At 70.3% G+C, this 25,416-nt stretch carries 24 protein-coding genes and 1 pseudogene; 23 read left to right on the top strand and 2 right to left on the bottom strand.

Annotated features, from left to right (window positions below; translation table 11 throughout):
- Positions 1 to 261: 261 nt before the first annotated feature.
- The 4 genes from HOV77_RS09395 to HOV77_RS09380 are packed head-to-tail and all read left to right on the top strand — an operon-like array spanning position 262 to position 1,727.
- On the top strand, positions 262 to 825 hold the full coding sequence (locus HOV77_RS09395; protein WP_290860605.1) for a type II secretion system F family protein: 564 nt from the start codon (positions 262 to 264) through the stop codon (positions 823 to 825).
- 37 nt (positions 826 to 862) lie between these two features.
- A complete protein-coding gene (locus HOV77_RS09390; protein WP_290860350.1) occupies positions 863 to 1,027 on the top strand; it encodes a DUF4244 domain-containing protein in 165 nt (54 codons plus the stop codon).
- Positions 1,024 to 1,377 carry a TadE family type IV pilus minor pilin gene (locus HOV77_RS09385; protein ID WP_290860348.1) on the top strand — a complete coding sequence of 118 codons (354 nt, stop codon included), beginning with the start codon at positions 1,024 to 1,026 and terminating at the stop codon, positions 1,375 to 1,377. The genes HOV77_RS09390 and HOV77_RS09385 overlap by 4 nt, the downstream gene beginning before the upstream one ends.
- The gene (locus HOV77_RS09380) at positions 1,374 to 1,727 is read left to right on the top strand and encodes an Rv3654c family TadE-like protein (RefSeq protein ID WP_363259918.1); all 354 of its coding nucleotides are present in this window, start codon (positions 1,374 to 1,376) and stop codon (positions 1,725 to 1,727) included. The genes HOV77_RS09385 and HOV77_RS09380 overlap by 4 nt, the downstream gene beginning before the upstream one ends.
- A gap of 136 nt (positions 1,728 to 1,863) precedes the next feature.
- Here HOV77_RS09380 and HOV77_RS09375 read toward each other — a convergent pair whose 3' ends face one another.
- Positions 1,864 to 4,110 (bottom strand): DEAD/DEAH box helicase, encoded by a 2,247-nt coding sequence (locus tag HOV77_RS09375; RefSeq protein WP_290860603.1) that lies wholly within the window; start codon positions 4,108 to 4,110, stop codon positions 1,864 to 1,866.
- Between the two features lie 127 nt (positions 4,111 to 4,237).
- Here HOV77_RS09375 and HOV77_RS09370 point away from each other — a divergent pair, with 127 nt between their 5' ends.
- The 12 genes from HOV77_RS09370 to HOV77_RS09315 all read left to right on the top strand — a co-directional run bounded on the left by HOV77_RS09370 (position 4,238) and on the right by HOV77_RS09315 (position 17,571).
- Positions 4,238 to 4,591, top strand: coding sequence for an STAS domain-containing protein (locus tag HOV77_RS09370; RefSeq protein WP_290860344.1), 354 nt, complete (start codon positions 4,238 to 4,240; stop codon positions 4,589 to 4,591).
- On the top strand, positions 4,592 to 4,999 hold the full coding sequence (locus HOV77_RS09365; RefSeq protein ID WP_290860342.1) for an ATP-binding protein: 408 nt from the start codon (positions 4,592 to 4,594) through the stop codon (positions 4,997 to 4,999). It begins immediately after the preceding gene.
- A gap of 184 nt (positions 5,000 to 5,183) precedes the next feature.
- Entirely contained in the window at positions 5,184 to 7,538 is a 2,355-nt protein-coding gene (locus tag HOV77_RS09360) for a sodium-translocating pyrophosphatase (RefSeq protein WP_290860341.1), read from the top strand.
- Between the two features lie 96 nt (positions 7,539 to 7,634).
- On the top strand, positions 7,635 to 8,156 hold the full coding sequence (locus tag HOV77_RS09355; RefSeq protein ID WP_290860340.1) for a hypothetical protein: 522 nt from the start codon (positions 7,635 to 7,637) through the stop codon (positions 8,154 to 8,156).
- A 19-nt stretch (positions 8,157 to 8,175) separates the two neighbouring features.
- Positions 8,176 to 8,754, top strand: a complete 579-nt coding sequence (locus tag HOV77_RS09350; protein ID WP_290860339.1) for a hypothetical protein — start codon at positions 8,176 to 8,178, stop codon at positions 8,752 to 8,754.
- A gap of 206 nt (positions 8,755 to 8,960) precedes the next feature.
- The gene (gene topA / locus HOV77_RS09345) at positions 8,961 to 11,771 is read left to right on the top strand and encodes a type I DNA topoisomerase (protein ID WP_290860338.1); all 2,811 of its coding nucleotides are present in this window, start codon (positions 8,961 to 8,963) and stop codon (positions 11,769 to 11,771) included.
- 107 nt (positions 11,772 to 11,878) lie between these two features.
- Positions 11,879 to 12,511 (top strand): TetR/AcrR family transcriptional regulator, encoded by a 633-nt coding sequence (locus HOV77_RS09340; protein ID WP_290860337.1) that lies wholly within the window; start codon positions 11,879 to 11,881, stop codon positions 12,509 to 12,511.
- A 319-nt stretch (positions 12,512 to 12,830) separates the two neighbouring features.
- Positions 12,831 to 14,972: a dTMP kinase gene (tmk, locus tag HOV77_RS09335; RefSeq protein ID WP_290860601.1), complete on the top strand. Its 2,142-nt coding sequence runs from the start codon at positions 12,831 to 12,833 to the stop codon at positions 14,970 to 14,972.
- Positions 14,972 to 16,165 carry a DNA polymerase III subunit delta' gene (locus HOV77_RS09330; RefSeq protein ID WP_290860336.1) on the top strand — a complete coding sequence of 398 codons (1,194 nt, stop codon included), beginning with the start codon at positions 14,972 to 14,974 and terminating at the stop codon, positions 16,163 to 16,165. Before tmk ends, HOV77_RS09330 begins: the two co-directional genes overlap by 1 nt.
- A 94-nt stretch (positions 16,166 to 16,259) precedes the next feature.
- Positions 16,260 to 16,586, top strand: coding sequence for a YbaB/EbfC family nucleoid-associated protein (locus HOV77_RS09325; RefSeq protein WP_290860335.1), 327 nt, complete (start codon positions 16,260 to 16,262; stop codon positions 16,584 to 16,586).
- Positions 16,583 to 16,918: a hypothetical protein gene (locus HOV77_RS09320; RefSeq protein ID WP_290860334.1), complete on the top strand. Its 336-nt coding sequence runs from the start codon at positions 16,583 to 16,585 to the stop codon at positions 16,916 to 16,918. The genes HOV77_RS09325 and HOV77_RS09320 overlap by 4 nt, the downstream gene beginning before the upstream one ends.
- On the top strand, positions 16,918 to 17,571 hold the full coding sequence (locus tag HOV77_RS09315) for a hypothetical protein (protein WP_290860333.1): 654 nt from the start codon (positions 16,918 to 16,920) through the stop codon (positions 17,569 to 17,571). Before HOV77_RS09320 ends, HOV77_RS09315 begins: the two co-directional genes overlap by 1 nt.
- A 153-nt stretch (positions 17,572 to 17,724) precedes the next feature.
- Here the strand turns inward: HOV77_RS09315 and HOV77_RS09310 are convergent, their stop codons facing one another.
- The gene (locus tag HOV77_RS09310) at positions 17,725 to 19,077 is read right to left on the bottom strand and encodes a hypothetical protein (protein ID WP_290860332.1); all 1,353 of its coding nucleotides are present in this window, start codon (positions 19,075 to 19,077) and stop codon (positions 17,725 to 17,727) included.
- 130 nt (positions 19,078 to 19,207) lie between these two features.
- Here HOV77_RS09310 and ricT point away from each other — a divergent pair, with 130 nt between their 5' ends.
- The 7 genes and pseudogenes from ricT (at position 19,208) to HOV77_RS09280 (ending at position 25,252) form a co-directional block, all read left to right on the top strand.
- Positions 19,208 to 20,047 (top strand): regulatory iron-sulfur-containing complex subunit RicT, encoded by an 840-nt coding sequence (gene ricT, locus HOV77_RS09305; RefSeq protein WP_290860331.1) that lies wholly within the window; start codon positions 19,208 to 19,210, stop codon positions 20,045 to 20,047.
- Positions 20,048 to 20,261: 214 nt separating this feature from the next.
- On the top strand, positions 20,262 to 22,106 hold the full coding sequence (locus tag HOV77_RS09300) for a metallophosphoesterase (RefSeq protein WP_290860330.1): 1,845 nt from the start codon (positions 20,262 to 20,264) through the stop codon (positions 22,104 to 22,106).
- 121 nt (positions 22,107 to 22,227) lie between these two features.
- Positions 22,228 to 23,151, top strand: a complete 924-nt coding sequence (locus tag HOV77_RS09295) for a hypothetical protein (protein WP_290860329.1) — start codon at positions 22,228 to 22,230, stop codon at positions 23,149 to 23,151.
- Positions 23,079 to 23,282, top strand: a pseudogene (locus tag HOV77_RS34750) (hypothetical protein); the annotation flags it as partial. The gene HOV77_RS09295 and the pseudogene HOV77_RS34750, both read left to right, overlap by 73 nt.
- Positions 23,283 to 23,303: 21 nt before the next feature.
- The gene (locus HOV77_RS09290) at positions 23,304 to 23,954 is read left to right on the top strand and encodes a futalosine hydrolase (protein ID WP_290860328.1); all 651 of its coding nucleotides are present in this window, start codon (positions 23,304 to 23,306) and stop codon (positions 23,952 to 23,954) included.
- On the top strand, positions 23,951 to 24,775 hold the full coding sequence (locus tag HOV77_RS09285) for a 1,4-dihydroxy-6-naphthoate synthase (RefSeq protein WP_290860327.1): 825 nt from the start codon (positions 23,951 to 23,953) through the stop codon (positions 24,773 to 24,775). Before HOV77_RS09290 ends, HOV77_RS09285 begins: the two co-directional genes overlap by 4 nt.
- Positions 24,776 to 24,853: 78 nt before the next feature.
- Entirely contained in the window at positions 24,854 to 25,252 is a 399-nt protein-coding gene (locus tag HOV77_RS09280) for a cold shock domain-containing protein (RefSeq protein WP_253759705.1), read from the top strand.
- Positions 25,253 to 25,416: the final 164 nt, after the last annotated feature.

Below are 25,416 nucleotides of genomic sequence, written 5' to 3'. Positions count from 1 at the left end.
GCCGCGGCTCTCCGAGCGGGAACGTCGTCCGTCGCTCTGCCCCCGATCGACGATCCGCTGCTGTCCGGCCAGGTGACGGCAGCCCTCGAAGTCGCCGAAGAATCAGGGGCTCCGTTGGCCGACCTGCTCGACCGGATCGAGGAAGAGCACCGCTCCGCTGCGCGGGCGGCTGCCCGGGCCGCGGCCGAGGCGGCGGGCGCCCGCATGACCGCGCTGCTTCTGCTGATCCTCCCGGTCGGCGGGGTCGCTCTCGGGCACTTCATCGGCGTCGACTCCGTGGCTGTCTTACTGCGTACGCCGATGGGCGGCGCGTGTGCGCTCGCTGCCGCTGCGCTCCAGCTCGCCGGGCTTTGGTGGGTACGCCGAATCGCCGTCTCGCGGCCGCTCCGCGACCGCGACCGGCGAGACCTCCCGCTCGCGGCCGAGCTGCTCGCCGCGGTTCTGCGGGTCGGCGTACCGGTGGATCACGGGGTGCTCGCGGTCGCGCGGGCGCTTCCGTTGGGCGAGCGGCTGACCCGGGTCGGCCGAGCCCTGCGGTTGGGGGCTGCGCCCGCCGAAGCGTGGCGGCATCTCGCCGACCTCGACGGCGCGCAACGTTTGATCACGGCGGCGACCCGGAGCGCGGGCAGCGGAGCGGCGCTGGCTGCGACGTTGCGGCGCGTCGCCGGGGACCTGCGAGCCGCTGAGGCGGATCGGGCCGAGGCGGGGGCCCGGCGCGCGGCCGTGCTCCTGGTTCTGCCGCTCGGACTGTGCTTCCTGCCGGCGTTCGTGCTGGCGGGACTGGCCCCCGTGGTGATCGCGGTGGTCGGGCAGCTCTCACAGTGAGGAGTCCCATCTCATGAAACGTCCCCCGGATACCGGTATGCTGAGCCACCGATTCATTCCGCCGGACGGCGGTATGAATACTGCGGAGTACGCCGTCGGCACGTTGGCCGCAGTCGCCTTCGCCGGCGTCCTATACAAGGTGCTGACCAGCAACATCATCCAAACTGCGCTGGCGACGATCATCCAGCGAGCGCTGAAGTGAGCGGTGTTCTCCGGTGCGGCCGGGCGCGTCCCGGCCGCACCACTCCGGACGGCGGGTCGGCGACCGTGGAACTCGCGGCGAGTCTGCCCGCGGTCGTACTTCTCCTCCTCGTCGGGCTGACCGCGGTGGACGCCGTCGCGACCCGATTGCGCTGTGTGGACGCCGCCCGGGACGCGGCGCTTGCGGTCGCCCGCGGGGAACCGCCGAGCACCGCCCACCTGCCGAACGGTGGCCACCTGAGTGTCAGCGCGTCGGGCGACCGGATCACGGCAGTGGTCACCGCACCCGTGTACGCGGGCTGGCGCAGCCTCCGCGTGTCGGCGACAGCGGTGGCGGCGGTCGAGTCATGACCGTCCTCAGTCGACGATCGCCGGACGGGGACCGAGGTTCGGCCACCATCTGGGCGATGACGGTCGGCCTCGTCATCGTGCTGTTCGCCGTGGCGATGGCCCAGGTCGGCGTGGCGATCACCGCCCGGCGCGGTGCTCAAGTCGCCGCCGATCTGGGCGCGCTGGCCGGAGCCGCCCGGGCGTTGGAGGGCAGCGCGGTGGCCTGTGGCCGAGCCCGGGAGTACGTCGTCGCCAACGGTGCTGAGCTGCGCGAATGTCGCCTCGACGGGCTCGACCTGATCGTCACCGTGGCCGTCGTCAGCCGCGTCGGAACCGCGACGGCGGCCGCCCGCGCCGGCCCGGTCGACTGACCTGCGGGCTCAGCCCGGTCCGCCGCTCGCCGCGTCGGCGCTGGATCACGGATCTGGGTCCGATCTTCGCCCAAGATTCGACCGAGATCTCTGATCCGGTGCCGTGAGGGTGCGCGCTGAGGGAGCCCGCGCCAGCTCAGGCGAGGGCGGCGAGCAGGAGGTCCAGCACCACGATCGCGCCCTCTTTGTCGAGCGGGTCGTTGCCGTTGCCACACTTCGGCGACTGTACGCACGACGGGCATCCCCGAAGGCAGCCGCAGGCCGCGATGGCGTCCCGGGTGGCTCGCAGCCAGTGCCCGGCGATGGCGTACGCCCGCTCGGCGAAACCGGCTCCGCCGGGGTGCCCGTCGTAGACGAAGATCGTCGGCGCTCCGGTGTCGTAGTGCAGTGCGGTCGACAGCCCACCGATGTCCCAGCGATCACACGTCGCGACGAGCGGAAGCAGCCCGATCGCGGCGTGCTCGGCCGCGTGCAGCGAGCCCGGGAGGTCGTCGATCCCGGCCACCACGTCCGCGGACAGCGTCGTCCAGACGGCGACCGTACGCAGTTCCCGGGGTGGCAGATCGAGCGGGAAGGTGCCCAGCACTTCGCCGCTGCCGACGGCCCGGCGCTGATAGGAGACGACCTGATGGGAGACGTCGACGTCGCCGAGGAACAGGCCGATCGGCCCGGCGTCCACATAAGACCGAACGGAGACGATGTCGAGGTTGGTGACGTCGCGCGCGTGCGTAGTGTAATCCGGCTCCTCTGGGCGTACCAGGGCGGTGGCGTCGTCGAGGTCCAGCCGATCCACCACGTAAGTCGTGCCCTGATGGAGATAGACCGCCCCGTCGTGGAGCGCGTGGTGCGCCGATCCGGCGTCGAGCGTGCCGACCAGCCGTCCGGAGTCGGCCTCGACGATCGCGATCGGCGCGCCGCCCGTGCCCCGCAGGTCGACCTCGGGCCGGTGCGGATGAGTCCAGTAGAGGCCGGTCGGCCGCCGCCGGAGCGCCCCCGCCTCGACCAGCTCTGCCACGAGCTCGGCGGGCGCTCCGAACAACGCGAGGTCAGCCGGAGTGAGCGGTGCTTCCATCGCGGCGGCGCACAGATGCGGGCCCAGCACGTAGGGGTTGCCCGGGTCGAGCACCGTCGCCTCGACCGGCCGTTCGAACAGCGCGGCTGGATTGTGGACGAGATAGGTGTCGAGCGGATCGTCCCGGGCCACCATCACGCAGAGCCCGTCGCGGCCGGCCCGGCCCGCCCGTCCGGCCTGCTGCCAGAGCGAGGCCAACCGGCCCGGATATCCGGCGAGGAGCACCGCGTCGAGTCCGGTGAGGTCGACCCCCAACTCCAGCGCGTTGGTCGTCGCCATCCCCGTCAGCTCTCCGGCCAGCAGTGCTCGCTCCAGCGCCCGGCGATCTTCGCGCAGATAGCCACCCCGGTACGCGGCGACCTGTGTGGACAGTTGAGCGTCCACCTCCCGCAGGGCGCGCCGGGTCATCGCGGAGACGATCTCCGCCCCTCGCCGTGACGGAACGAAGGCGAGCGTACGCATCCCGGCCACGACGGCGTCGGTGAGCAGATCGGCCGTCTCGGCGAGGGCGGAGCGCCGGTGTTCCTCACCGGATGCGTCCCGCTGCAACGGCGGCTCCCACAACGCGAACGTCATCGCACCCCGGGGTGCGGTGTCCTCGCTGACTGCGACCGCCTCGGCGCCGATCAACCGGCCGAAGGACGCCGCCGGGTCGCCCGAAGTCGCCGACGCGGCGAGGAACACCAGGTCGCGTGCGGCCAACCGGCGCAACCGCCGCAGGACGTGGGCGACATGCGAGCCGAAGACTCCGCGGTACGCGTGGCACTCGTCCACGATCACGTATCGCAGTCCACGCAGGAACCGCCGCCAGCGCCCATGCCCGGGCAGGATGCCGTGATGCAGCATGTCCGGGTTGGTCAGCACCAGGTTCGCGTGCTGGCGTACCCAGTCCCGCTCGTCACGAGGCGTGTCGCCGTCGAACACCGCTGCGCGTACCCCTGGAAGATCCAGCGCCGCGATCGCCCGGAGCTGATCCGCGGCGAGTGCCTTGGTCGGGGCTAGATAAAGGACGCGGGCAGTGGGCTCCGCGATGAGCTCGGCCAGCGCGGGCAGCAGGTAGGCCAGCGACTTGCCGGAGCCGGTGCCGGTGGCCACGACGGTATGCCGACCGGCGCGGGCGTGCTCGCCGACCGCGACCTGGTGCGGCCACGGCGCCTCGATGCCTGCCTTGACCAGAGCGGTGACCAGCGGTTCCGGAGCCCAGACCGGCCAAGGCGCGGTCGTGCCCGTGCGCGGCGGCCGCCATTCGACATGCGTGATCGCCTCGCCTGCGGCATCAGGGCGCAGGCGAGCGAGGCCGGACGCGATCAACCGGTCTGCTGCGGTGGCGTCTGTGGTGTCGGGGGCGTTCACTTCGGCGGAAGCCTATCCGGAAGCTGTGACACTCCGGCCATGCCGAGGAGGTGCATCCGTCGGCGACGATGGCAAGATGCCAGTCATGGAACTCTCGCTGGCGACGCGGACGGTCGCTGCCCACACGGTGCTGGAAGTCGCCGGGGAGGTCGACGTCTACACCGCGCCCAAGCTGCGGGATCGGCTCACCGAGCTGCTCGAGGCGGGCACCAGGGCGCTGGTCGTCGACCTCGGCCGAGTGGAGTTTCTCGACTCGACCGGGTTGGGCGTGCTCGTCGGCGGCCTGCGCAAGGCGCGCAACCTCGGTGGCAGCTTCGGTCTGGTGGTCGGCCAGGAAGCGCTGCTCAAGGTCTTCCGGATCACCGCACTCGACCAGGTGCTCCCGCTGTATCCGACGATCGAGGCGGCCACCGGGCAGTCGGCCGACGGTGGTCGATAGGTGGCGACGGTACGCCTGGAGTTCACACCCGAACCCGTCTACGTCCGAACAGCTCGCCTCGTCGGTGTCGCCGTGGCGCGCCGAGCCGGGCTGCCCGAGGACCGGCTGGACGAGGTACGCCTCGCGATCGGCGAGGCCTGCGGTCGCGCCGTGACCCGGCATCTGCGGCACAACCTCCGGGCGCCGGTGCTGGTCGAGATGCGCGACGAGAATCCCTACACCGTTCTGGTGACCGACCGCGCGCCCGACGACGCCGCCTCCGACATGGAGGAAGAGATCACCGTCGAAGCCAGCCTCGCCCTGCTCAGCGGGGTCGCCGAGGAGCTGGAGGTACGCCAGGCGCCGGACGGCGGTGGCTCGGTGGTGCGGATGTCCTGGACGGTCCGGCCCAGCCGAGCGCGGCGCTGACGGCCGGCCCGGAGCACGAACCGCTGACCCTAACCCATGACCCCGGCGTAACACAGCGGCAAAGATCACCGCGACACGTCCGGACCTGGGTGTGACCAGGAACACGGTTCACCGCTAGAGTGCTCGGGTTATCTGCAACCGCCGCTACTCACTGTGAATGGCGGCGATCAACAGGAGGACATCGATGTCCGGGACCACAATTGTCGCCGAAGGCGGCAAGGTGGCCCTTACCGGTAACAACGTCACGTACGTAGTTGTGGCCGCCGTGATCGCTCTAGTGGCGCTCGGCTTCGCCTTCACCCTCGTGCGAGCCGTGCTCGGCACCGGCAAGGGCACCGTCAAGATGCAGGAGATCGCGGGCGCCGTCCAAGAAGGCGCCACTGCATACCTGTTCCGCCAGTTCAAGACCCTGGCGATCTTCGTCGTCATCGCAGTCGTCGTGCTCTTCGTGCTTCCCGTGCACGGCGTGTCCGACAACGAAACCGCGGTGAAGATCGGCCGCTCGGCCTTCTTCGTGGTGGGAGCGGTCTTCTCCGCCTTCATCGGCGGGGCCGGCATGGCCCTGGCCACCCGGGCGAACCTGCGGGTCGCCGCGGCCGCCCGGGAAGACGGCGGCCGGGAGAAGGCCATGTCGATCGCGTTCCGCTCCGGCGGCGTGGTCGGCTTCCTCACCGTCGGTCTGGGCCTGCTCGGCGCGACTCTGGTCGTGCTCGTCTACAAGAGCGACGCCCCGACCGTGCTGGAAGGCTTCGGCTTCGGCGCCGCGCTGCTCGCGATGTTCATGCGGGTCGGCGGCGGCATCTTCACCAAGGCCGCCGACGTCGGCGCCGACCTGGTCGGCAAGGTCGAGCAGGGCATCCCCGAGGACGACCCGCGCAACGCGGCCACCATCGCCGACAACGTCGGTGACAACGTCGGCGACTGCGCCGGCATGGCGGCCGACCTGTTCGAGTCGTACGCCGTCATGCTGGTCGCCTCGCTGATCCTGGGCAAGACCGCGTTCGGCACGCAGGGCCTGGTGTTCCCGCTGATCGTGGCCACCATCGGCGCGCTCGTCGCGATCGTCGGCGTCTTCATCACCCGGCTGCGTACGTCCGACCGCAGCGGCCTGACCGCGATCAACCGGGCGTTCTACATCTCGGCCGTGATCTCGGCGGTGCTGGTCGCCATCGCGACCTGGGCGTACCTGCCCGCGTCGTTCAAGGAGTTCGACGGCAGCGCGCTCCAGGACGTGACGGCCAACCCGCGAGTAGTCGCCCTCTCCGCGGTCGTGATCGGCATCGTGCTGGCCGCCGCCATCCAGGCGCTGACCGGCTACTTCACCGAGACCAGCCGTCGCCCGGTCCGGGACATCGGCCGGTCGTCGGAGACCGGACCGGCCACCGTCATCCTCGCCGGCATCAGCGTCGGCCTGGAGTCGGCGGTCTACAGCGCGCTGCTCATCGGCGCGGCCGTCTTCGGGGCGTTCCTGCTCGGCACGGGCTCCATCACGCTGTCGTTGTTCGCGGTCGCGCTGGCCGGTTGCGGTCTGCTCACCACGGTCGGCGTCATCGTCGCGATGGACACCTTCGGCCCGATCAGCGACAACGCCCAGGGCATCGCCGAGATGTCGGGCGACATCGACGAGCGGGGTGCGCGTACGCTCACCGACCTCGACGCGGTCGGCAACACCACCAAGGCGATCACCAAGGGCATCGCGATCGCCACGGCGGTGCTCGCCGCGACCGCCCTGTTCGGTTCCTACACCGACACGCTGGTGTCGAGCCTCGGCGGTGGCGAGGCTGCGGCGGCGAAGCTCGCCGAGTGGCTGAACATCTCCAACCCGGCCAACCTCGTCGGCCTCATCTGCGGCGCGGCGGTGGTCTTCCTGTTCTCCGGCCTGGCCATCAACGCCGTGTCCCGCTCGGCGGGCGCGGTCGTCATGGAGGTGCGCCGCCAGTTCCGGGAGTTCCCGGGCATCATGGACGGTTCGCAGCGGCCGGAGTACGGCAAGGTCGTGGACATCTGCACCCGGGACGCGCAGCGTGAGCTGATGACCCCCGGTCTGCTGGCGGTGCTCGCCCCGATCGCGGTCGGCTTCGGCCTCGGCCCGGGCGCGCTCGTGTCCTACCTGGCCGGTGCGATCGGCACCGGCACCCTGATGGCCGTCTTCCTGGCCAACTCGGGTGGCGCGTGGGACAACGCGAAGAAGATGGTCGAGGACGGCGAGTTCGGCGGCAAGGGTTCGCCGCAGCACGCCGCCACGGTCATCGGCGACACGGTCGGCGACCCGTTCAAGGACACCGCCGGCCCGGCCATCAACCCGCTGATCAAGGTCATGAACCTGGTGGCCCTGCTCATCGCCCCGGCGGTCGTCACGCTGAGCTTCGGCGCCGACGCCAACACGGGCGTACGCGTGGCGATCGCGGTCGTCGCGTTCGCGGTCATCGCGGGTGCGGTGCTGTTCAGCAAGCGCAAGCCGATCGCAGTCGGCGGGGACGACAGCTCGGGAAAAGCTGACGCCGCCTCGGCGGCGGATCGCGAGTCGGTCACTGCCTGAGTAGTCGGAAAATAGACAAGACCCGAGCCTCCGGCTCGGGTCTTGTCTATCGGGGGGACATAGCACGGGTGTGCGACGCGTCGTAGGCTGCTTCCCATGCGAAGGCTCGCGCCACTCGCCGCCCTCGCGGCCGCCCTCCTCGTCGCCGCGTGTTCGAGCGGCCCACCGCCGAGGGTCTGGGCGGCCAACGTCTGCAGTGCGCTCACTCCGTGGCGGTCGGAGCTGCAAAGTCTGACGACGAAGGCCCAGGAGCAGGCCAATGCCGCCCCCAACTCGGCGCAGGCCAAGGAGAACCTGGTCCGGCTGTTCGACGGGGCGCAGAAGTCCACTGAGGCCGCCCGGGCCAAGGTCGAGGCGGCGGGCATACCGGACGTCGACAACGGCGACAAGATCGCGCGCAACTTCATCGCCACGCTGACGGCGGTGCGGGACGCGTACGGGCATGCCAAGGACGGCGTCACCGCGTTGACCGCCGCCGACGCCCACACCTTCTCCGACGGTGTGGCCACTGTGCTGACCACCCTCAACACCGAGTACGCCAAGAGCGCGATAGACGTCACTCAGCTGGATTCCGTCGAACTCCGCAAGGCGTTCGACGAGGTCCCCGAGTGCAAGTAGCGCGATCGGGATGCCGGCGATGGGACTCCGGGGCCAGCTGCCCATCTTCGCCGCCGCCTCGGCCGACCCCGGCCCGGGCGACCTCGCCGGTCTGCTGATCGGCCCGGGCCAGGTCATCCGCATGGGGGGCACGGCCCGGGTGTCGATCGTCGTGGACGCCCCGTGGCGGGTGCATGCGCTCGACGACGAGCTACGCCGGCGGGATCTGACGATGCAGTGGGAGCCGTCCACCGTCGAGGGGCATTTCGGCGTACGCACGTCCTATTCAGGCATGCTTGCCCCGTTATCGGCCCGTTGGCTGCGGGGTGCCGTGAAAGCGCCGCCTGCCGGGTTCCTGCTGGACGGCGTACGCCTCCGGCTGTGGTTCACCGCGGCGGGCACGGTGTCGCCCGACTCGCCCGAGCTGATGCTCCGTCTGGGCGCCAACGACGAGCAGTGCTGGACGCCCGCTGCGCGGGCGCTGGCGGTGCTCGGATTCCCGGTGGAAGCCGCTCGGGGACCGGCGCTCCGGATCTCCGGCCGACGCCGCATCCGGCGGTTCGCCGAGCTGATCGGAGAGCCGTCGCCGGTGGTGCCGCTCACAGCCTGGCCCGCCTGAATCCGGCTCGCCGATCATGCCCGGCGGGGCAAAATACATGATCAACGACGTCGGGCGGCCGAGACGGGTATCGTCTACGCGTCGATGGGGTGCGCAACCGGATCATTCAGCGGAGCGTTACCTTGGACATCCGCGGGCGAACCGCCCCGCCCCACGCGAACGGAACCGAACCCCGTTCGCGGACCAAGCCACTGCGGAGAGGTGCCGTGCCGACAGCCGCCAAGAACCGACTGGTCATCGTCGAGTCGCCGGCGAAGGCGAAGACGATCTCGGGCTACCTGGGCCCGGGATACGTCGTGGAAGCGAGCCTGGGCCACATCCGGGATCTCCCGGCCGGGTCCAAGCAGCTGCCTGAGCGGTACAAGAAGGAGCCCTGGGCGTACCTGGGCGTCGACGTCGACCACGGCTTCACCCCTATATATATCGTCAACCCGGATCGGGCCAAGCACGTCACGAAGCTGAAGGCCCTGCTCAAGGATGCCGACGAGGTCTTCCTGGCGACAGACGAGGACCGCGAGGGCGAGGCGATCGCCTGGCACCTCGCGGAGACCCTGAAGCCGAAGGTGCCCGTCAAGCGGATGGTCTTCCACGAGATCACCCGGCCGGCGATCCAGGCGGCGGTGGCCAACCCCCGCGAAATCGACAAGGACCTGGTCGACGCGCAGGAGACCCGGCGCATCGTCGACCGGCTGTACGGCTACGACGTCTCCCAGGTGCTCTGGAAGAAGGTCGCCCGGGGCACGAGCGCGGGGCGGGTCCAGTCCGTCGCCACCCGGATCGTGGTCGAGCGGGAGCGCCAGCGGATGGCCTTCCGCTCCGCGACTTACTGGGACATCGTCGCCGAACTGGTCGCCACGGGTGGGACGTTCAACGCCACGCTGATCGCACTGGACGGCGACCGGATCGCGACCGGCAAGGACTTCGACCCGGCCACCGGCCGGGTCCGCGGCGGTGTCGTCCACCTCGACGAGCAGGCCGCCCGCGGGCTGGCCGCCCGGTTGGACGACCGGCCGTTCACGGTCACCCGGGTCGAGGAGAAGCCCTATCGGCGTAAGCCCTCTCCGCCGTTCATCACGTCGACGCTGCAGCAGGAGGCCGCTCGCAAGCTGCGCTCCTCGTCGGCTCAGACGATGCGTACGGCCCAGCGCCTGTACGAGAACGGCTACATCACCTATATGCGTACCGACTCGGTGAACCTCTCGGAGTCGGCGCTGACCGCGGCCCGCAGCCAGATCGCGGAGCTGTACGGCCCGGCGAGCGTGCCGCCGCAGCCGCGGCGCTACACGGGCAAGGTCAAGAACGCGCAGGAGGCGCACGAGGCGATCCGGCCCGCCGGCGAGCATTTCCGTACGCCCGGCGACGTGGCTCGGGAGCTGTCGGTCGAGGAGTTCAAGCTCTACGAGCTGATCTGGAAGCGCACGCTGGCCTCGCAGATGACCGACGCGGTCGGCAGCTCGGTCAGCGCCCGCATCCGCGCGGTCTCGACCACCGGCGAGGAAGCGGACTTCGCCGCCTCCGGCACGACCATCACCGAGCCCGGCTTCCTGCGGGTCTATGTCGAGTCGAGCGACGACGAGACCGAGGAGACCGACGGCGAGAGCAAGCTCCCGCCGCTCGCGAAGGACCAGAAGCTGACCGAGAAGGCGCTGAACCCGATCGGCCACACCACCCAGCCGCCTGCCCGATACACCGAGGCGTCGCTGGTCAAGGCGCTGGAGGAGCTGGGCATCGGCCGCCCGTCGACGTATTCGTCGATCATGCAGACGATCCAGGACCGCGGTTACGTCAACAAGCGCGGTCAGGCGCTGATCCCGAGCTTCCTGGCGTTCGCCGTGGTCGGGCTGCTGGAGCGGCACTACCCGCGGCTGGTCGACTACGGCTTCACCGCCGCGATGGAGGACGAGCTCGACCAGATCGCCGAGGGCGACGCGTCCAGCCTCGAGTTCCTCACCTCGTTCTACTTCGGCGCGCCGAGCGCGGCCGAAGGTTCGGTGGCGCAGGCGGGCGGACTGAAGAAGCTGGTCACCGAGAACCTCGGGGAGATCGACGCCCGCGAGATCAACTCGATCCCGCTGTTCACCGACGACGAGGGCCGCGAGGTCATCGTCCGGGTCGGCCGCTTCGGCCCGTACATCCAGCGGGGCGGCAGCGGCTCGGGCGACGTCGACCCCGACGCCGAGTCGGCGGCCGACGGCGACCGGGTCTCCATCCCGGAGGGGCTGGCCCCGGACGAGCTGACCCCGGAGAAGGTCGAGGAACTCTTCCTCGGCGGGGGCGGCGAGCGCAAGCTCGGCGAGCACCCGCAGACCGGCGAGCCGGTGGTGCTCAAGTCCGGCCGGTTCGGGCCGTACGTGTCGTCCGGCGAGGTCAACTCGTCGCTGCTCAAGACGCAGTCGCCCGACTCGCTGACTCTCGACCAGGCGGTGCAGTTGCTCAGCCTGCCCCGGCTGGTCGGCAACGACGAGAACGGGGTTCCGATCTACGCTCGCAACGGCCGGTATGGACCGTACATCGAGCGGGAGAAGGACTCGCGGTCGCTGGAAAGCGAGGACCAGCTCTTCACGGTCACCCTCGAGCAGGCGCTCACCTTGCTCGCCGCGCCGAAGACGCGTGGCCGCCGGGCCGCCGCTCCGCCGCTGCGCGAGATGGGCAACGACCCGCTGACCGAGAAGCCGCTGGTCATCAAGGACGGCCGGTTCGGACCGTACGTCACCGACGGTGAGTTCAACGCCTCGCTGCGGCGCGGTCAGAGCCCGGAGAGCCTGACCCTGGAGCAGGCCTCGGAGATGCTTTCGGAGAAGCGGGCGAAGGGGCCCGCTCCGAAGAAGGCGGCGGCGAAGAAGGCCGCTCCGGCGAAGAAGACGACGGCGGCCGCAGCCAAGAAGACGACCACGAAGAAGACGACCGCGGCGAAGAAGACGACGGCGGCCAAGAAGGCAGCCCCGGCCGCCGCCGCACGCTCGCGTAAGGCGCCAGGAGTGCAGTCAGTAGGCGACGTCGGCGAAGAAGACGGCTGAGTAGCAGAGACGTCACGCCGGGCGGCTCGTTGATCCGAGTGGCGTTACAGTTTCGGTCTCAGCGTCGCGGTCGTGAGGTCGCCGGCGCCGTTGCGAAGGAGCGGCGAGTGACAACACCAGCCGTGACGACCCGTCCGTTGCGTCGGGTACCGGTCCAGGGCCGCAGTGTGGCCAGGGTCCAGCGGATGCTCGACGCCTGCGCGGAGCTCGTCGACGAGGTCGGCTACGAGGGCTTGACCACCACCCTGCTCGCCGAGCGGGCCGGGGTGGCGATCGGTTCGGTCTACCAGTTCTTCCCCGACAAGCGGGCCATCGTGCAGGCGCTCACGTTGCGCAACGTCGAGGCGTACCTGGCTCGGCTGGCCGAGCGGATTCCGGCCGGTGAGCTGGCGGACTGGTGGGACGGCGTCGACGCGGCGATCGAGGAGTACATCACGCTGCACCGGACCGTCCCCGGCTTCCGTACGCTGCACTTCGGCGACGTGGTGGACGTCCACCTGATCGACGCCGAGCGGGACAACAACGAGGTCATCGCCGACCACCTCGCCGAGCTGCTGGTGGCGTACCACGCGGTGCCGGATCGGCCGCGGCTGCGGTTCGCCCTGGTCATCGCGGTCGAGGCGGCCGACGCCCTGATCAAGCTCGCGTTCCGGCGGCAGCCCGACGGCGACGACGCCGTCCTCATCGAGGCGAAGGCGCTGGTCCGCGAGTACCTCCACCGGCACGTCGGCCAGGTCTGACGCTCACTCTCCGGACCGGCCGACACCGGCAGATCACGGTTACGCATGTGATCATGGAGCCCGAAAGCCTGCATATCCCTGATCTGCTGGGAAAGCAGCCGCCTGAAGTAGGGGTGCCTGTCGATCCCGAGATCCGGGTAACTTCAGGGTGCTCATTCTCGCGAGCGCTCGGCGGCGCGCGACTAGAGTGATCTCAGGCGCCCAGCGATGGGCAGGCGAGGTGGAGGCTGCCATCGGGAACCGGTCGCGTGGGCGGGCTGACGCAAGCGGTCCAGGGGATCGCGGCGCGGCCCCCGCTGCGCTGCCCGGCGACGTCTCCATTCTGAAGATCCGGCCGTTCCGGCGGCTGTGGATCGTGCTCGGCGTCGCCTCCCTCGGCGACTGGCTCGGCCTGCTGGCCACGGCCACCTTCGCCTCCGCGCAGGTAACCGGCTCGGCCGCCAAGGGCTTGGCGTTCGGCTCCGTCATCGCGGTCCGGCTGCTGCCGGCCCTCGTCCTCGGCCCGGTCGCGGGCGTACTGGCCGACCGGTTCGACCGGCGCTACACGATGGCCATCTGCGACGTCCTGCGCTTCTTCCTGTTCGCCTCGATTCCGCTGGTCGCGCTGCAGAGCACCAACTCGACGCTGACCATCGGCTGGGCGGCGGTCGCCACCTTCCTCATCGAGACGATCACGCTGATCTGGATCCCGGCGAAGGAAGCGGCGGTCCCCAACCTGATCCCGCGCGGGCGGCTCGAGGACGCCAACCAGCTCACGCTGATCACGACCTACGGCATCACGCCGGTGCTGGCCGCGCTCGGGCTGGCCGGGCTGAACCAGATCTACCACTCGGTCAGCGCGGGTGGCGTCAGCCTGCCCGAGACCACGGCGTCGGCCGTCGCGCTCTACTTCAACGCGTTGTCCCGGCTCGCCACGGCGGTCGTGGTCTTCTACGGCATCCGCGAGATCAGCGGCAGCCGCGACGGCCGGCAAGAGGCCGCGCAGCAGAGCGCGCTGCGGCAGTTCGTCGACGGCTGGCGCTACATCGCCCGGTCGCCCCTGGTCCGGGGTCTGGTCCTCGGCATCCTCGGCGCGTTCGCCTGCGGTGGCCTGGTGATCGGCACGGCCCAGTTCTACGCCCGCTCGCTCAGCGGTGGCGATTCGACGTTCTACCTGCTCTTCGGCCTGATCTTCATCGGCCTCGGGCTCGGCATCGCGCTCGGGCCGCGGCTGATCGGCCAGCTGTCCCGGCGTCGCTGGTTCGGGCTGTCGATCATGCTGGCCGCCGTCTCGGTCGCCGCCCTCGCGCTCGCGCCGCATCTGAGCGTCGCCGCCGTGGGCACGCTGCTCGTCGGCGCCGGTGCCGGCATGGCGTTCCTCTCCGGCACGACACTGCTCGGCGGCGAGGTCGAGGACGAGGTCCGGGGCCGCGTGTTCGCCTTCGTGCAGACCTCGGTCCGCGTCGTGCTCATGCTCGCGATCGCGCTGTCGGGCGTACTGGTGGGTGCGGGTGGCTCGCCGGAGATCTCGATCAACGGCGCGACCGTCCCGATCTCGTCCACGCGCGTACTGCTATTCATCGCCGGGATCTTCGGCACTTTGGCGGGTTACTGGGCGCTGCGGCAGATGGACGACAAGCCCGGCGTACCGCTGCTGCCGGACATCTGGGCGTCGATGCGCGGCCGTCCGCTCGGCCTGATCGGCGATCGCGCGGCCAGCGGGATGTTCATCGTCTTCGAGGGCGGCGAAGGCGCCGGCAAGAGCACTCAGATCGACCTGCTCGCCGAGCATCTGCGGGCGCGCGGGCGCGAGGTGCTCGTCACCCGCGAACCCGGGGCCACGCCGGTCGGCGCGCGCATCCGGCAACTGCTGCTCGAGACCCATTCGCCCGAAGGCACGCTGTCCGCGCTAGGTCCGCGGTCCGAAGCTCTGCTCTACGCGGCGGACCGCGCGCATCACGTCGATTCAGTGGTACGCCCAGCGCTGGACCGGGGTGTGGTGGTCATCAGCGACCGCTACATCGACAGTTCGCTGGCCTACCAGGGAGCCGGACGGACGCTGGACGCGGAGGAGGTCGCCTGGCTGTCGTCGTGGGCGACCGAGGGGCTCAAACCCGAGCTCACCGTGCTGCTGGACATCGACCCGCGGATCGGGCTGGACCGGGTCGCCGAGCGCGGCGACGGCCACGACCGGCTGGAGAGCGAAGCGATCTCGTTCCACGACCGGGTCCGGTTCGCCTTCCTGAAGCTCGCCGACGCGGAACCGGGTCGATACCTGGTCGTCGACGCCTCGCTGCCCGTCGAGCAGGTGGGCGTAGCCGTCGCCGAGAAGGTGGACCGCCTGCTGCCGCCGTTGCACGAGACGGACGTGGTTCCGCCGACCGAGGAGGGCGACGCGGAACAGCCCACCTTTCGTGCGCCGGAACGGACCGCCGACCGGGCCGAGGTGACCGCCGAGTTGGCCACAGAGGCGCATCGCTGATGGCTTCGGTTTTCGACGATCTGGTCGGCCAGCCTGAGGCGGTCGAGACCCTTCAGGCTGCGGCCGCCGCCGCCGAGCTGATCCTGCGAGGGCAACCCTCACCGCCGGGTGTCATGACGCACTCGTGGCTGTTCACCGGCCCGGCCGGCTCCGGCCGGTCGACGGCCGCCCGAGCGTTCGCGGCGGCTCTGCAGTGCGTACGCGGTGGGGTGGGGTGCGGCGAGTGCCCCGGGTGCCACACCGTTCTCGCCGGAACCCACTCCGACGTACGCTTCGTCGTCCCGGATGGACTGAGTATCCCGGTCGCGCAGATGCGGGAGCTGGTCCTGCGGGCGGCGAGCGCCCCGACAGCCGGTCGATGGCAGGTGCTGGTCGTGGCGGACGCCGACCGGCTCACCGAGGCGGCGGGTAACGCGCTGCTCAAGGCGGTCGAGGAGCCACCGGATCGGACGGTGTTCTTGCTGTGCGCGCCTTCGACGCATCCGGACGACATCTCGGTGACCATCCGGTCGCGTTGCCGCCTCGTCCCGCTGCGCCAGCCGGGGGCCGAAGCGGTGGCCACGCTGCTTGCCCGGCGGGACGGCGTACCAGTTGATGTCGCGACTTGGGCTGCCGCGGCCGCGCAGGGACATGTGGGCCGGGCTAGAAGGCTGGCCGGGGATCCGCAGGCGCGGACCCGGCGAGACGCGGTGCTGGCAGTGCCCCGGCAGCTCACGACGGTCGGAGCGTGTTTCGACGCGGCGGCTGCGCTGATCGAAGCCGCGGAGGCCGAGGCGGCGGACGCGGTGGCGGCAGTGGACGCGGCCGAGCGCAGCGCGTTGGAGACGGCTCTCGGCGCGGGCGGCACCGGCAAGGGCGCGGCGGGCGCGGCCCGGGGGAGCGCGGGACAGCTCAAGGAGCTGGAGAAGCGGCAGAAGTCACGGGCGACGCGGGCTCAGCGCGACAGTCTCGACCGGGCGTTGATGGATCTCGCCGGGTTCTATCGCGACGTGCTGAACGCGCACTTCGGTTCGGCGGTCGCGCCGATCCACACCGACGTCGACCAGGTCACCCGGGCGGCGGCGGCCAAGTGGCGACCCGAGTCGACGCTGCGCCGGCTGGAGGCCGTGCTGGCCTGCCGGGAGTCGATCGACGCCAACGTGAAGCCGAAGATCGCGGTCGAGGCGATGATGCTCGCGCTCTGGCGCGGCTGACGGTCCGCCGTTTATCCACAGCGTTATCCACAGGCATCGGCTCGTTATCCACAGGGACTACCGGGGCTGTGGAAGCGCCGGTAGCCTCGGCGTCGTGCGGGAGATCGACGAGGCGTGGATCGAGGAGGCGGTCACCGCTTACCGGCGAATCGAGGAGCGGCAGGCCGAGTTCCAGCGGTCGCTCTCCGCGATCGAGGTGAGCGTCCGCTCGCCTGACGGTCTCATCGAAGTGGTCGTGGCGGGCGAGGGAGGGGTGCGGAACGTGGCCGTCGTGGGTGCCCTTCGCAGTCAGACCTCCGCCGAGATCAACCGGTCGATCCAGGCCGCCCTCCACGCGGCCAAGGACGCCGCCGACTGGGCCCGCCGCCGGCTGCACCAGGAAGTCTTCGGCGACTATCCGCGGTTGGGAGGCCCGTCATGAGCGGCCTCGCCAAGCTCGCCGACGCGCTGGAGCGGGCGGCCGAGCAGATCGCCGACATCCCGGCCGAGCTGGCCCGGCACGAGGTCACTCCGTTCAACGATCTGGCCGCCGCACCCGGCCGGCTCGGCGACATCGGCCGTGACCTGCGTCGTCAGTGCGCCGACGCATTCCAGCACCGCTACGACGAGACCACCGACGCCGCACGGCGACTGGACCGGCTCGCCGAGGGCGTACGCGAAGCCGGGTCGCACTATTCCCGCGCCGAGGAGACGGTGCACGACGACTCGCGACGGCAGCAGAGCTTCGGGGATCATCCGGACTGGGGTCTGTGATGGACGCCCTCGACAAGATCGCCGGCCCCGCCGCTGACCTGCTGCAACGGGTCGACACCGCGCTGGGCCGCCACGGCGCGCCGCCCGGTCATCAGGTGTGGCCACTGCTCCGGTGGGTCGGCAGCCTCCCCGGTCCCGCCGTGCAGGCGGTCGTCGGGCTGCGGCCGATGCAACTCCCCGGCAATGAAGTACGGACGCTGACCGACCGCCTCATCGAAGCAGCCGGCACCGTGGACCGGGTCGGCGTCAACTGGGAGGGCGACGCCGGAGCGGCGTACTTCAGTCAATGGGCGGCGCATCGGCGGCACATCGTCGACCCCGACGCCTCGCTCGGCGCCCGGCTGGACGACTTCGGGGCGTACCTGGACGACGTCGAAGGCTGGATCGCGGAGAGCCGCGTCTCCCTGGCGATGCGGTTGGCGCTGGTCATGAAGTCGGCCGAGGCGATCAGCATCGTCACCGGGGCCGACCCGATCGAGATCGGGCTGTCGGCCGCCACGATCGGCGCGCTCGTGCTGGAGGAGATCGAGGAGATCTGCAAGGCGGGCGAAGAGCTGCGCGAGACCTGGGAGACCCGGCTGGCGGCACTGCCGTTCCGGGCCGGGCCGGACTTCGGCCCGTCCAACAGCGGCGTCACCCGCGTCGACCTGTAAGCGGCCGCCATTTGGCCCCTGGCGGCGTTGCTCGCCACCTCCCCGCCCACCCACCCCTGACGAGGTGGCCCTGCGGGCCGCTGCCGTCCAGAACGGCAACGTCGGCGTCGTGCGCCTTGCCAGATGACCAAATGGCGGCCGCTTATGAGCGAGCTAGGCAGAACGCCTTCTGGCGATGACCATCATCAGGCGGCCGAGCAGGGCTAGCAGGATGCCCGACCCGACCACGTACGCGACGGGCCCCATGCCGGTCTTGGGCAGCGTCCCCGGTCCGCCGCAGCCGGGGCCACCGCACCCGGCCGGGCTGGTGCTCGGGGCGGGGCTGTGACTGGCCGAGGGCGAGGAGGTCGACGCAGACGGGCTCGGCGAGGTGACCACCGGAGTGTTCGGTGCGGTAGCCGACGCGTGCAGCAGCCCGATCGCGAGGTCGAGGACGGTCACCGGAGCCTGGTTCGGGCCGCAGAGGATCAGCTGGATCCGCACGGACGCCGCCTCCGCGTCGACCGACGCGTTGGTGATGGACTTGTCCAGCCCGCCGAGCGAGATCCGGAGGAGGGCGTACGCCTCCGGGCCGGGCACTTGCAGACCCTCGGTGTGCACGTTGCCCACGAGCGAGTTCAGCAGCGGCAGGTTGAGGCCGCGAAGCAGGGTGCCCAGCGGATCGCCGCCCGTCAGAGGCAACGTGACGTCGACGTTCTTCTCCGGCGTCGCCAGTCGCTGCGTGGGGATGTTCGGGCCGGAGATCTCCAGCAGCGGGTTGGTGTACTCCACCGCCGACGTACGCGCGGAGCCGGTCGCCGTCACGGTCAACTGCGGCGGCTTGAGCACCTTGACGCCGACAGCGCCGTTGAGCAGGCGCACGTCGGTCAGCTCGATCTCGGCCGCCGCCACCGAGGCGGTGCGTCCGGCGTACTCCCGCAAGCCGGTCACCGCCTGGCTGGAGAGGTTGCGCGGTACGCGTACCAGTGCAGATGAGGAAGTGGGCAGGACGCTGAGGTCGGCGACGGCGGCCGAGCTGACCCCGGCCGGCCCGAGCTGTTGGCCGCAGGCCATCTTGTCCGCCCACGTGGCGTGCGCCGACAGATCACCGGTGCCCACCTTCGCGATGCCGGCGTCCTGGCTGAGCGCGTTGTAGACGGCTGGCCCGGCGTGCGTGGGCGGCGCCTGCTGGCTGACCGAGCTGCCGAGGAGGAGCGGGGAGAGCTTGACGCCCACGACACCGGCGTCGGCGTAGCGTGCGGTCGCACGGGCGCTGACCGGCTTGCGGGCGTCCATAGTGGAGCTGGTGGAGGCGAGCGCGAGTTCGGCCACCGGCCCGACCGGTACGCCGAGCGGCCGCAGGTCGACAGCGGTGAGCCGGACGAGGTCGGCGGTCGACTGCGCCGCGTACGCCATCGGCGCGCACTTCGCGGCCGAAGCCGAATTGTCCAGAATCAGCACCGGAACGGCAGCGAAGACCGCGAGCAGTCCGGTCGAGAGCAAGCGGAGGCGTCGGGGAGGCAGCATGCCGGGCCCAACGACCGCGTCGTCCGAACGGTGACGCGATTGGCGGGCAGTACCCGCATTTGGCTAACGACGAATGGTACGAATAGGTACGGGTGGTGCGCCGTTCCGCCGATGGTCCTAGAGTGGCGGGATGGGCATGCTCTGCGCGGTCACGTTCAACCAATACGGTCGGCTCTTCTACCTCGATCCCGGCGACTTCCAGCCGCAGGTCGGGCAGAAAGTCCTGGTCCCGACGGATGACGGGCCTGAGGTCGCCGAGTGCGTGTGGGCCGCGCAGTGGGTTTCCGACGACACCTCCGGCTTCCCCAAGATGCTCGGGCTGGCCGGCGACGACGATCTCGTCCGGGACAAGGAGCTCCGCGCGCGCAAGGCTGAGGCGCAGGTGGCCGCGCGCAAGCTCATCCGGGAACACCAGCTGCCGATGAAGGTCGTCGCGGTCGACCATGTCGACGGGGCGTCCCCGCAGACGACGATCTACTTCACCGCGCCGCATCGGGTCGACTTCCGATCCCTCGTACGCGATCTCGGGGCGACCCTCAAATGCCGGGTGGAACTACGGCAGCTCTCCGCGCGGGATTCGGCTCGCGTACAGGGCGGCATCGGATCATGTGGCCGCGACCTGTGCTGCGCCACCTTCCTCACCGACTTCGAGCCGGTCACCATCCGGATGGCCAAGGATCAAGACCTGCCGCTCAATCCACTGCGGATCTCCGGCGCCTGCGGGCGGCTGATGTGCTGCCTGAAATACGAGCACCCGCTCTACCAGGACTTCCAGGCGTCCGCCCCGGCCGTCGGCGAACGAGTCACCACCGATGAGGGCGACGGCAAGGTGGTCGCGCATTCCGTCCCGCGCGACTCCGTCGTCGTACGCCTCGACGCCGACGGGTCCCGGCGAGTGTGCCCGAAGGCCTCCGTATGCGGTTCGCGGAAGCTGTTCGAGGATCGGTACACCTCGCCGCCTGCCGCTTGATCCGCTGCATCTCCGCTTGGCTGGGGCGCCGCTCGCGCACCGCTTGATCCATGCAGATCTCGGTTACGCAGCCTAAAACCGGCCGGGAAGCATGCATATCCGTGATCTGCACCTAACGGCGGCCGGCAGCGCGCGCCCCACAGCGACCGGTGCGCACCTAACAGCCCGAAGGGCCGACAGCGAAACGAGCGGATGACCGCTAGGCTGCACGGCTGTGACGAACCCCCAGCAGCAAGCGGGACAAGGCATTCCGGAGCAGTCCCCGGCATCGGCGTTCGAGGGTCCGCCGGTCGGCGGCCCGGGCACGCCGGCCCCGGAGTCCGCTGTGGACCCCGGCAACGAGCCGACGGTCCAGTTCGCGTTGCTTCCGCAGCACCGTCCAACCTCGATGGACCCCGTTGAGCTGGGGTTCACTCCCCGGGAACCGGTGCCGTGGCTCGGGCCGGTGCTGCTCGCCGTCACCGGCGTACGCGTGGCTTTCGCGGAACAGTTCGGGGCGTACCTCGACAAGCGGGAGTTGCAGGGCGCGTTTCCGACGAAGATCTACGACGAGCACGCCGAGGACGAGGAGCTGTGGCTCGACTACATCTCCGATCTCGGCGACGGCTTCAACGCCACCTACTCGATGGCCTGGCTGCTGGCGCAGAAGTCGCTCCGGGTCAACACCACCGAGGACCACCAGGACGACTTGGTGCTGACGGAGCTGCCCCGGGGCAAGGTGCTCGTCATGGGCGGCGACCAGGTCTATCCGACCGCCAGTGGTCAGGAGTACGAGGACCGCATGGTCGGGCCGTACCTGGCCGCGTACTCGACGCCTGAGCCCGGTGAGACGCCGCCGTCGGCGTACGCGCTGCCCGGCAACCACGACTGGTACGACGGGCTGACCGCGTTCCTGCGGTTGTTCGCGCGCCGCGAAGGCGGTCACGTCGGCGCTTGGCAGACCAAGCAGACGCGTAGCTACTTCGCGTTGAAACTGCCACACAACTGGTGGCTGCTCGCCGTCGACGTGCAGGGTGAGGCGTACCTGGACGATCCGCAGCTCGACTACTTCCGCAGTGTGGCGAACCTGCTCGGGCCGGACGACAAGGTGATCATCGCGTTCCCGCAGCCGTCCTGGGTGCAGACGATCGAGCACCCGCGCGGATACGACACCCTCGGCTACTTCCGCCGCAAGCTCATCGAGCCGACCGGGGCGAAGGTGAAGCTCATGGTCTCCGGCGACCTCCACCACTACGCCCGGTACGCCGAAGCGGAGACCAGCGAGGAGCAGCTGATCACCTGCGGCAGCGGTGGGGCGTACTTGTATGCCACGCACGGCCTTCCCTCGAAGATCACCGTCCCGCCGCGCCGCCCGTTCGCCATCGACACTCAGCAGAAGTCGTTCACCCTGCGCAAGGCGTACCCGACCAAGTCGAAGTCGCGCGCGTTGTCGGTCGGCATCTTCCCCCGGCTGCCGTGGCGCAACCCCGGGTTCGCGACCTTCCTCGGCATCATCCACACGCTGTTCCTGCTGTCCCTCAAGGGCAAGGCGCACCAGCTGCTGAGCTTCCCGGCGTTCCTGATGATCGGCTTGATGATCGCCGGATCGCTGTTCTTCGCCGTCGGCCTCTCGCACGGCATGCTCCGCCGCATACCCGTGCTGCTCGGGTTGGCGCACGGCATAGCCCACGTCCTGCTGGGGTACGCCGGCTACTTCGCCTGGCGCGAGCTGCCCTTCGACGATCAGGCCTGGCCGTGGCCGGGGGTCCTCGCGTTCGCCATCTACGGCCCGGTCGCCGGGCTCATCGCCACCGAACTGGTCGCCCTGTACCTCTTCCTCGCGGGTGGTTTCCGGGTCAACCTGAACGAGTTGTTCGCCGGGCAGGGGATCGAGGACTACAAGGGCTTCCTGCGGATGCGTTTCGCGCCGGACGGCTCGCTCACGATCTTCCCGATCGGGGTGGACCGGGTCGGCCGGAAATGGGAGCCCAAACCGCGTCGTGCCGCGAACACTCCGTGGTTCGACCCGGCCAAGCCGCTCCAGCCGAAGCTCATCGAGGAACCGATCGTCATCCGCTGACCAGTTCCGCTCGCGCCAGATCAGGGTTCTCGGTCGGATCATGCTGCAAGATTCGACACAGAACCCTGATCCAGCGTGAAAGCGCGAAAGCGGGGACGGGGAGACGGGAAGGGGCGGGCCGGTGCTGAACGAGATCGCACGCATCGTCGCGGTCGGGCTGGGGCTGCTGGCCGGTCTGGTGCGGCGCGCGTACCGGGGGCTGCGGTTCCTGCTGCTGCTCGCTAGCTCCATCCGCGCCACGACCGCGGCCGCCGTGCCGGGCGGTGGACGGCTGCTGCACATCGCCCTCCTCTCCGTCGCCGCCGATCTGCTCCTGCTGGCTGAGTGGTGGCGGCGCTCCACCCCGTCCGCCGGGGTCGGGACGCTGATCGGGCTCGTGGTCGGCATACTCGGCGCGGCAGCGGTCGGCTGGCTGTTGCGCGCCCGCCCCTGGCCGCGCTTTCTGCTCGCCACGGTCGAGCTGATCCGGCTGGTGTGCGTACTGCTCTTGGCCGTCAATCTGATCACCGGGACGGCCGCCGCCGCGCTTCTCACACTCGGGCTCGTCGAACGCGCATTGTGGACGGTCTCGGCGACGCCGGGTCACCGGTCCGCGGCAGCCTCGGCCGCCGTCCGCTACGTGGTTGCGCTGCTCGTACCGGTCGCGCTGGTGGTCCTGGTGGCGCTCGTGCTGGGCGGTCTCTGGGCGCCGTTGCTGGCTCAGGTCGCCCTGCTGGTCGCCCTGGTCGTCTCGCTCACGCTTCCTCCGACTGGTACGCCGAAAGCACAGCCGCCGAAGCAGCGCCCAGCGCCGAAGGCGCCCCCCAAGTCGTCGCCGAAGTCGCAGCGAAAGCCATCGCGCCAGCCGTCGCCCGAGCCTGAGCCTGAGGCGCAGCCCGAGCCGGCGTCGGCGGAGCCGGACGGCTCGTACCACCTCTACCGGCCGACCTCGATGAACGGCACCCCACCCGTCACCCCACCCGTCACCCCACCCAGCACCCCACCGGGCACCCCACCGGGCACCCGACCCTCGACCGATCCGCCCACCGACCCCCCTCCCCGTTGATCATGAACCTAGGGTCCCCTTGGGCGGTGTGTCGGACCCCCGGCGGCCATGATCAACGGGAAGCGCCAGACTGGATGATCATGATGCTTGGGGGCGGAGACACGCCGTCAGGTGGGACCATAGGTTCATGATCAACGAGGAGGGGGCGCGGAATGCGGGTGCTGATCGCCACGGCGGTCGAGGTCGAGGCGGATGCGGTCCGCAAAGGACTGCCATCGGGTAGCGCCATCGAGGTCGCCGCAGTCGGGGTCGGCCCGGCGAACGCGGCGGCGGGGACGGCCCGGCGGCTGACCCTCGCGGAGGCGGCCGGTGCGCCCTATGACGGCGTGATCAGCATGGGCATCGCCGGTGGGTTCGCCGACGTCGTCGGCCTCGGCGGTCTCGTCGTGGCGACCCGGAGCATCGCGGCCGACCTGGGCGCGCAGTCGCCGGAGGGCTACCTGAGCATCGACGAGCTGGGCTTCGGCCGCGCAGTATCCGAAGTGGACCCAGCCCTGCACGCCCTGCTGCGCGGACGGCTGCGCGACGCCGTCTCCGGCGACGTCCTCACCGTGTCGACCGTCACCGGGATCGCCGGCCGGGCCCAGGAGCTGCGGCTCCGCTACCCGCATGCGGCGGCCGAGGCGATGGAGGGCGCCGGCGTGGCGGCTGCCGCAACCACCTGCGGCGTCGCGTACGCCGAGATCAGGGCGATCTCCAACGCGATCGGCCCCCGCGATCGGGCCTCGTGGCAGATCGGTGCCGCCCTGCAGGCGCTGACGGGTGCCGCCGCCACGATCGGGGATAGCCTGGAAGCACTATGAAGATCGCGTACTCGCCCTGCCCGAACGACACCTTCGTCTTCCACGCGCTGACGCACGGCCTCGTGCCGGGCGCGCCCGAGTTCGACGTGACGTTCGCCGACGTCGACGTGACGAACACGGCTGCCCTCGACGGCCGGTTCGACCTGGTGAAGGTCTCGTACGCCGCGCTGCCCTGGCTGCTGGACCAGTACGAGTTGCTGCCCTGCGGCGGCGCGCTCGGCCGGGGTTGCGGCCCTCTTCTGCTCACCCTCACGGAAACCGGGATCGACGGGAAGACCGTCGCCGTGCCCGGGGAACGCACAACTGCGTACCTGTTGATGCGTTTGTGGGCGGAGCAGAGCGGGCAGCGGCCCGCGGAGATCGTGGTGGTCCCGTTCCACGAGATCATGCCGGGCGTCGCGGCCGGACGGTTCGACGCGGGCCTGGTGATCCACGAAGCCCGCTTCACCTATCCGCGATATGGCCTGTCGCAGCTGGTGGATCTTGGTGAATGGTGGGAATCTGACACCGGGTCGCCGATCCCGCTCGGCGCGATTCTGGCCAAGCGCGGCGCGGTCGACCCGAGGGCGGCGACGGAGTGGATCCGGGCGTCGGTCCGGCATGCCTGGGCGCGTCCCGAAGACAGCCGGGAGTACGTCCTCGCCCACGCGCAGGAAATGGAGCAGGCCGTGGTCGATCAACACATCTCGTTGTATGTCAACGAGTTCACCGAGGATCTGGGCCCGGCGGGGTACGCGGCCGTCCGCGAACTGCTGGAGCGCTCGGAGAAAGCCGGACTCACCCCCGGTATTGCTGTTGGGCTGGACGATCTCGCTCGATAGCCTTAACCCTGCCGCATTGCCGCGGCGGGACGACGGGTCACGACGTGGCCGCACACGGATGGGAAGCAGGGATCAACGGTGCCAACCGGTCGGGTCAAGTGGTACGACGCCCAGAAGGGCTACGGCTTCGTCACCAGCGACGAAGGCGGCGACGTCTTCCTGCCCAAGACCGCCCTCCCCGGTGGGGTCGCCGAACTCAAGGGCGGCCAGAAGATCGAGTTCGGGATCATCGAGGGCCGCAAGGGCGCGCAGGCGATGGGCGTGAAGCTGCTGGAGGCTCCGCCGTCGCTGGTGCAGGCTCAGGCGGAGGCCAAGCGGCGTACGCCGGACGAGCTGAACACGCTCATCGAGGACATGATCAAGGTGCTCGAGGCGAAGATCCTGCCCGATCTGAAGCGTGGGCGGCACCCCGATCGCAAGACGGCGCAGAAGATCGGTGAGGCTCTGCACGCTGTCGCTCGGGAGCTCGAGCTCTAACCCTTTTCGCTGCGCTGCTTCGGCGTTTGCTCGCGCGTTGTCCCGCGCGCGTTGTCCCTCGCGCGTTGTCCCTCGCGCGTTGCTCGCGCGTTGTCCCTCGCGCGCGATCCCGGGATAACGCGGCTATTCCCGCGTGGGAGGCCGCGTTATCCCCGGATAACGCG

It is taken from the genome of Hamadaea sp. (assembly GCF_013362815.1).
Taxonomy (GTDB): Bacteria; Actinomycetota; Actinomycetes; order Mycobacteriales; family Micromonosporaceae; genus Hamadaea.
This window is presented reverse-complemented; position numbering and strand designations above follow the sequence as displayed.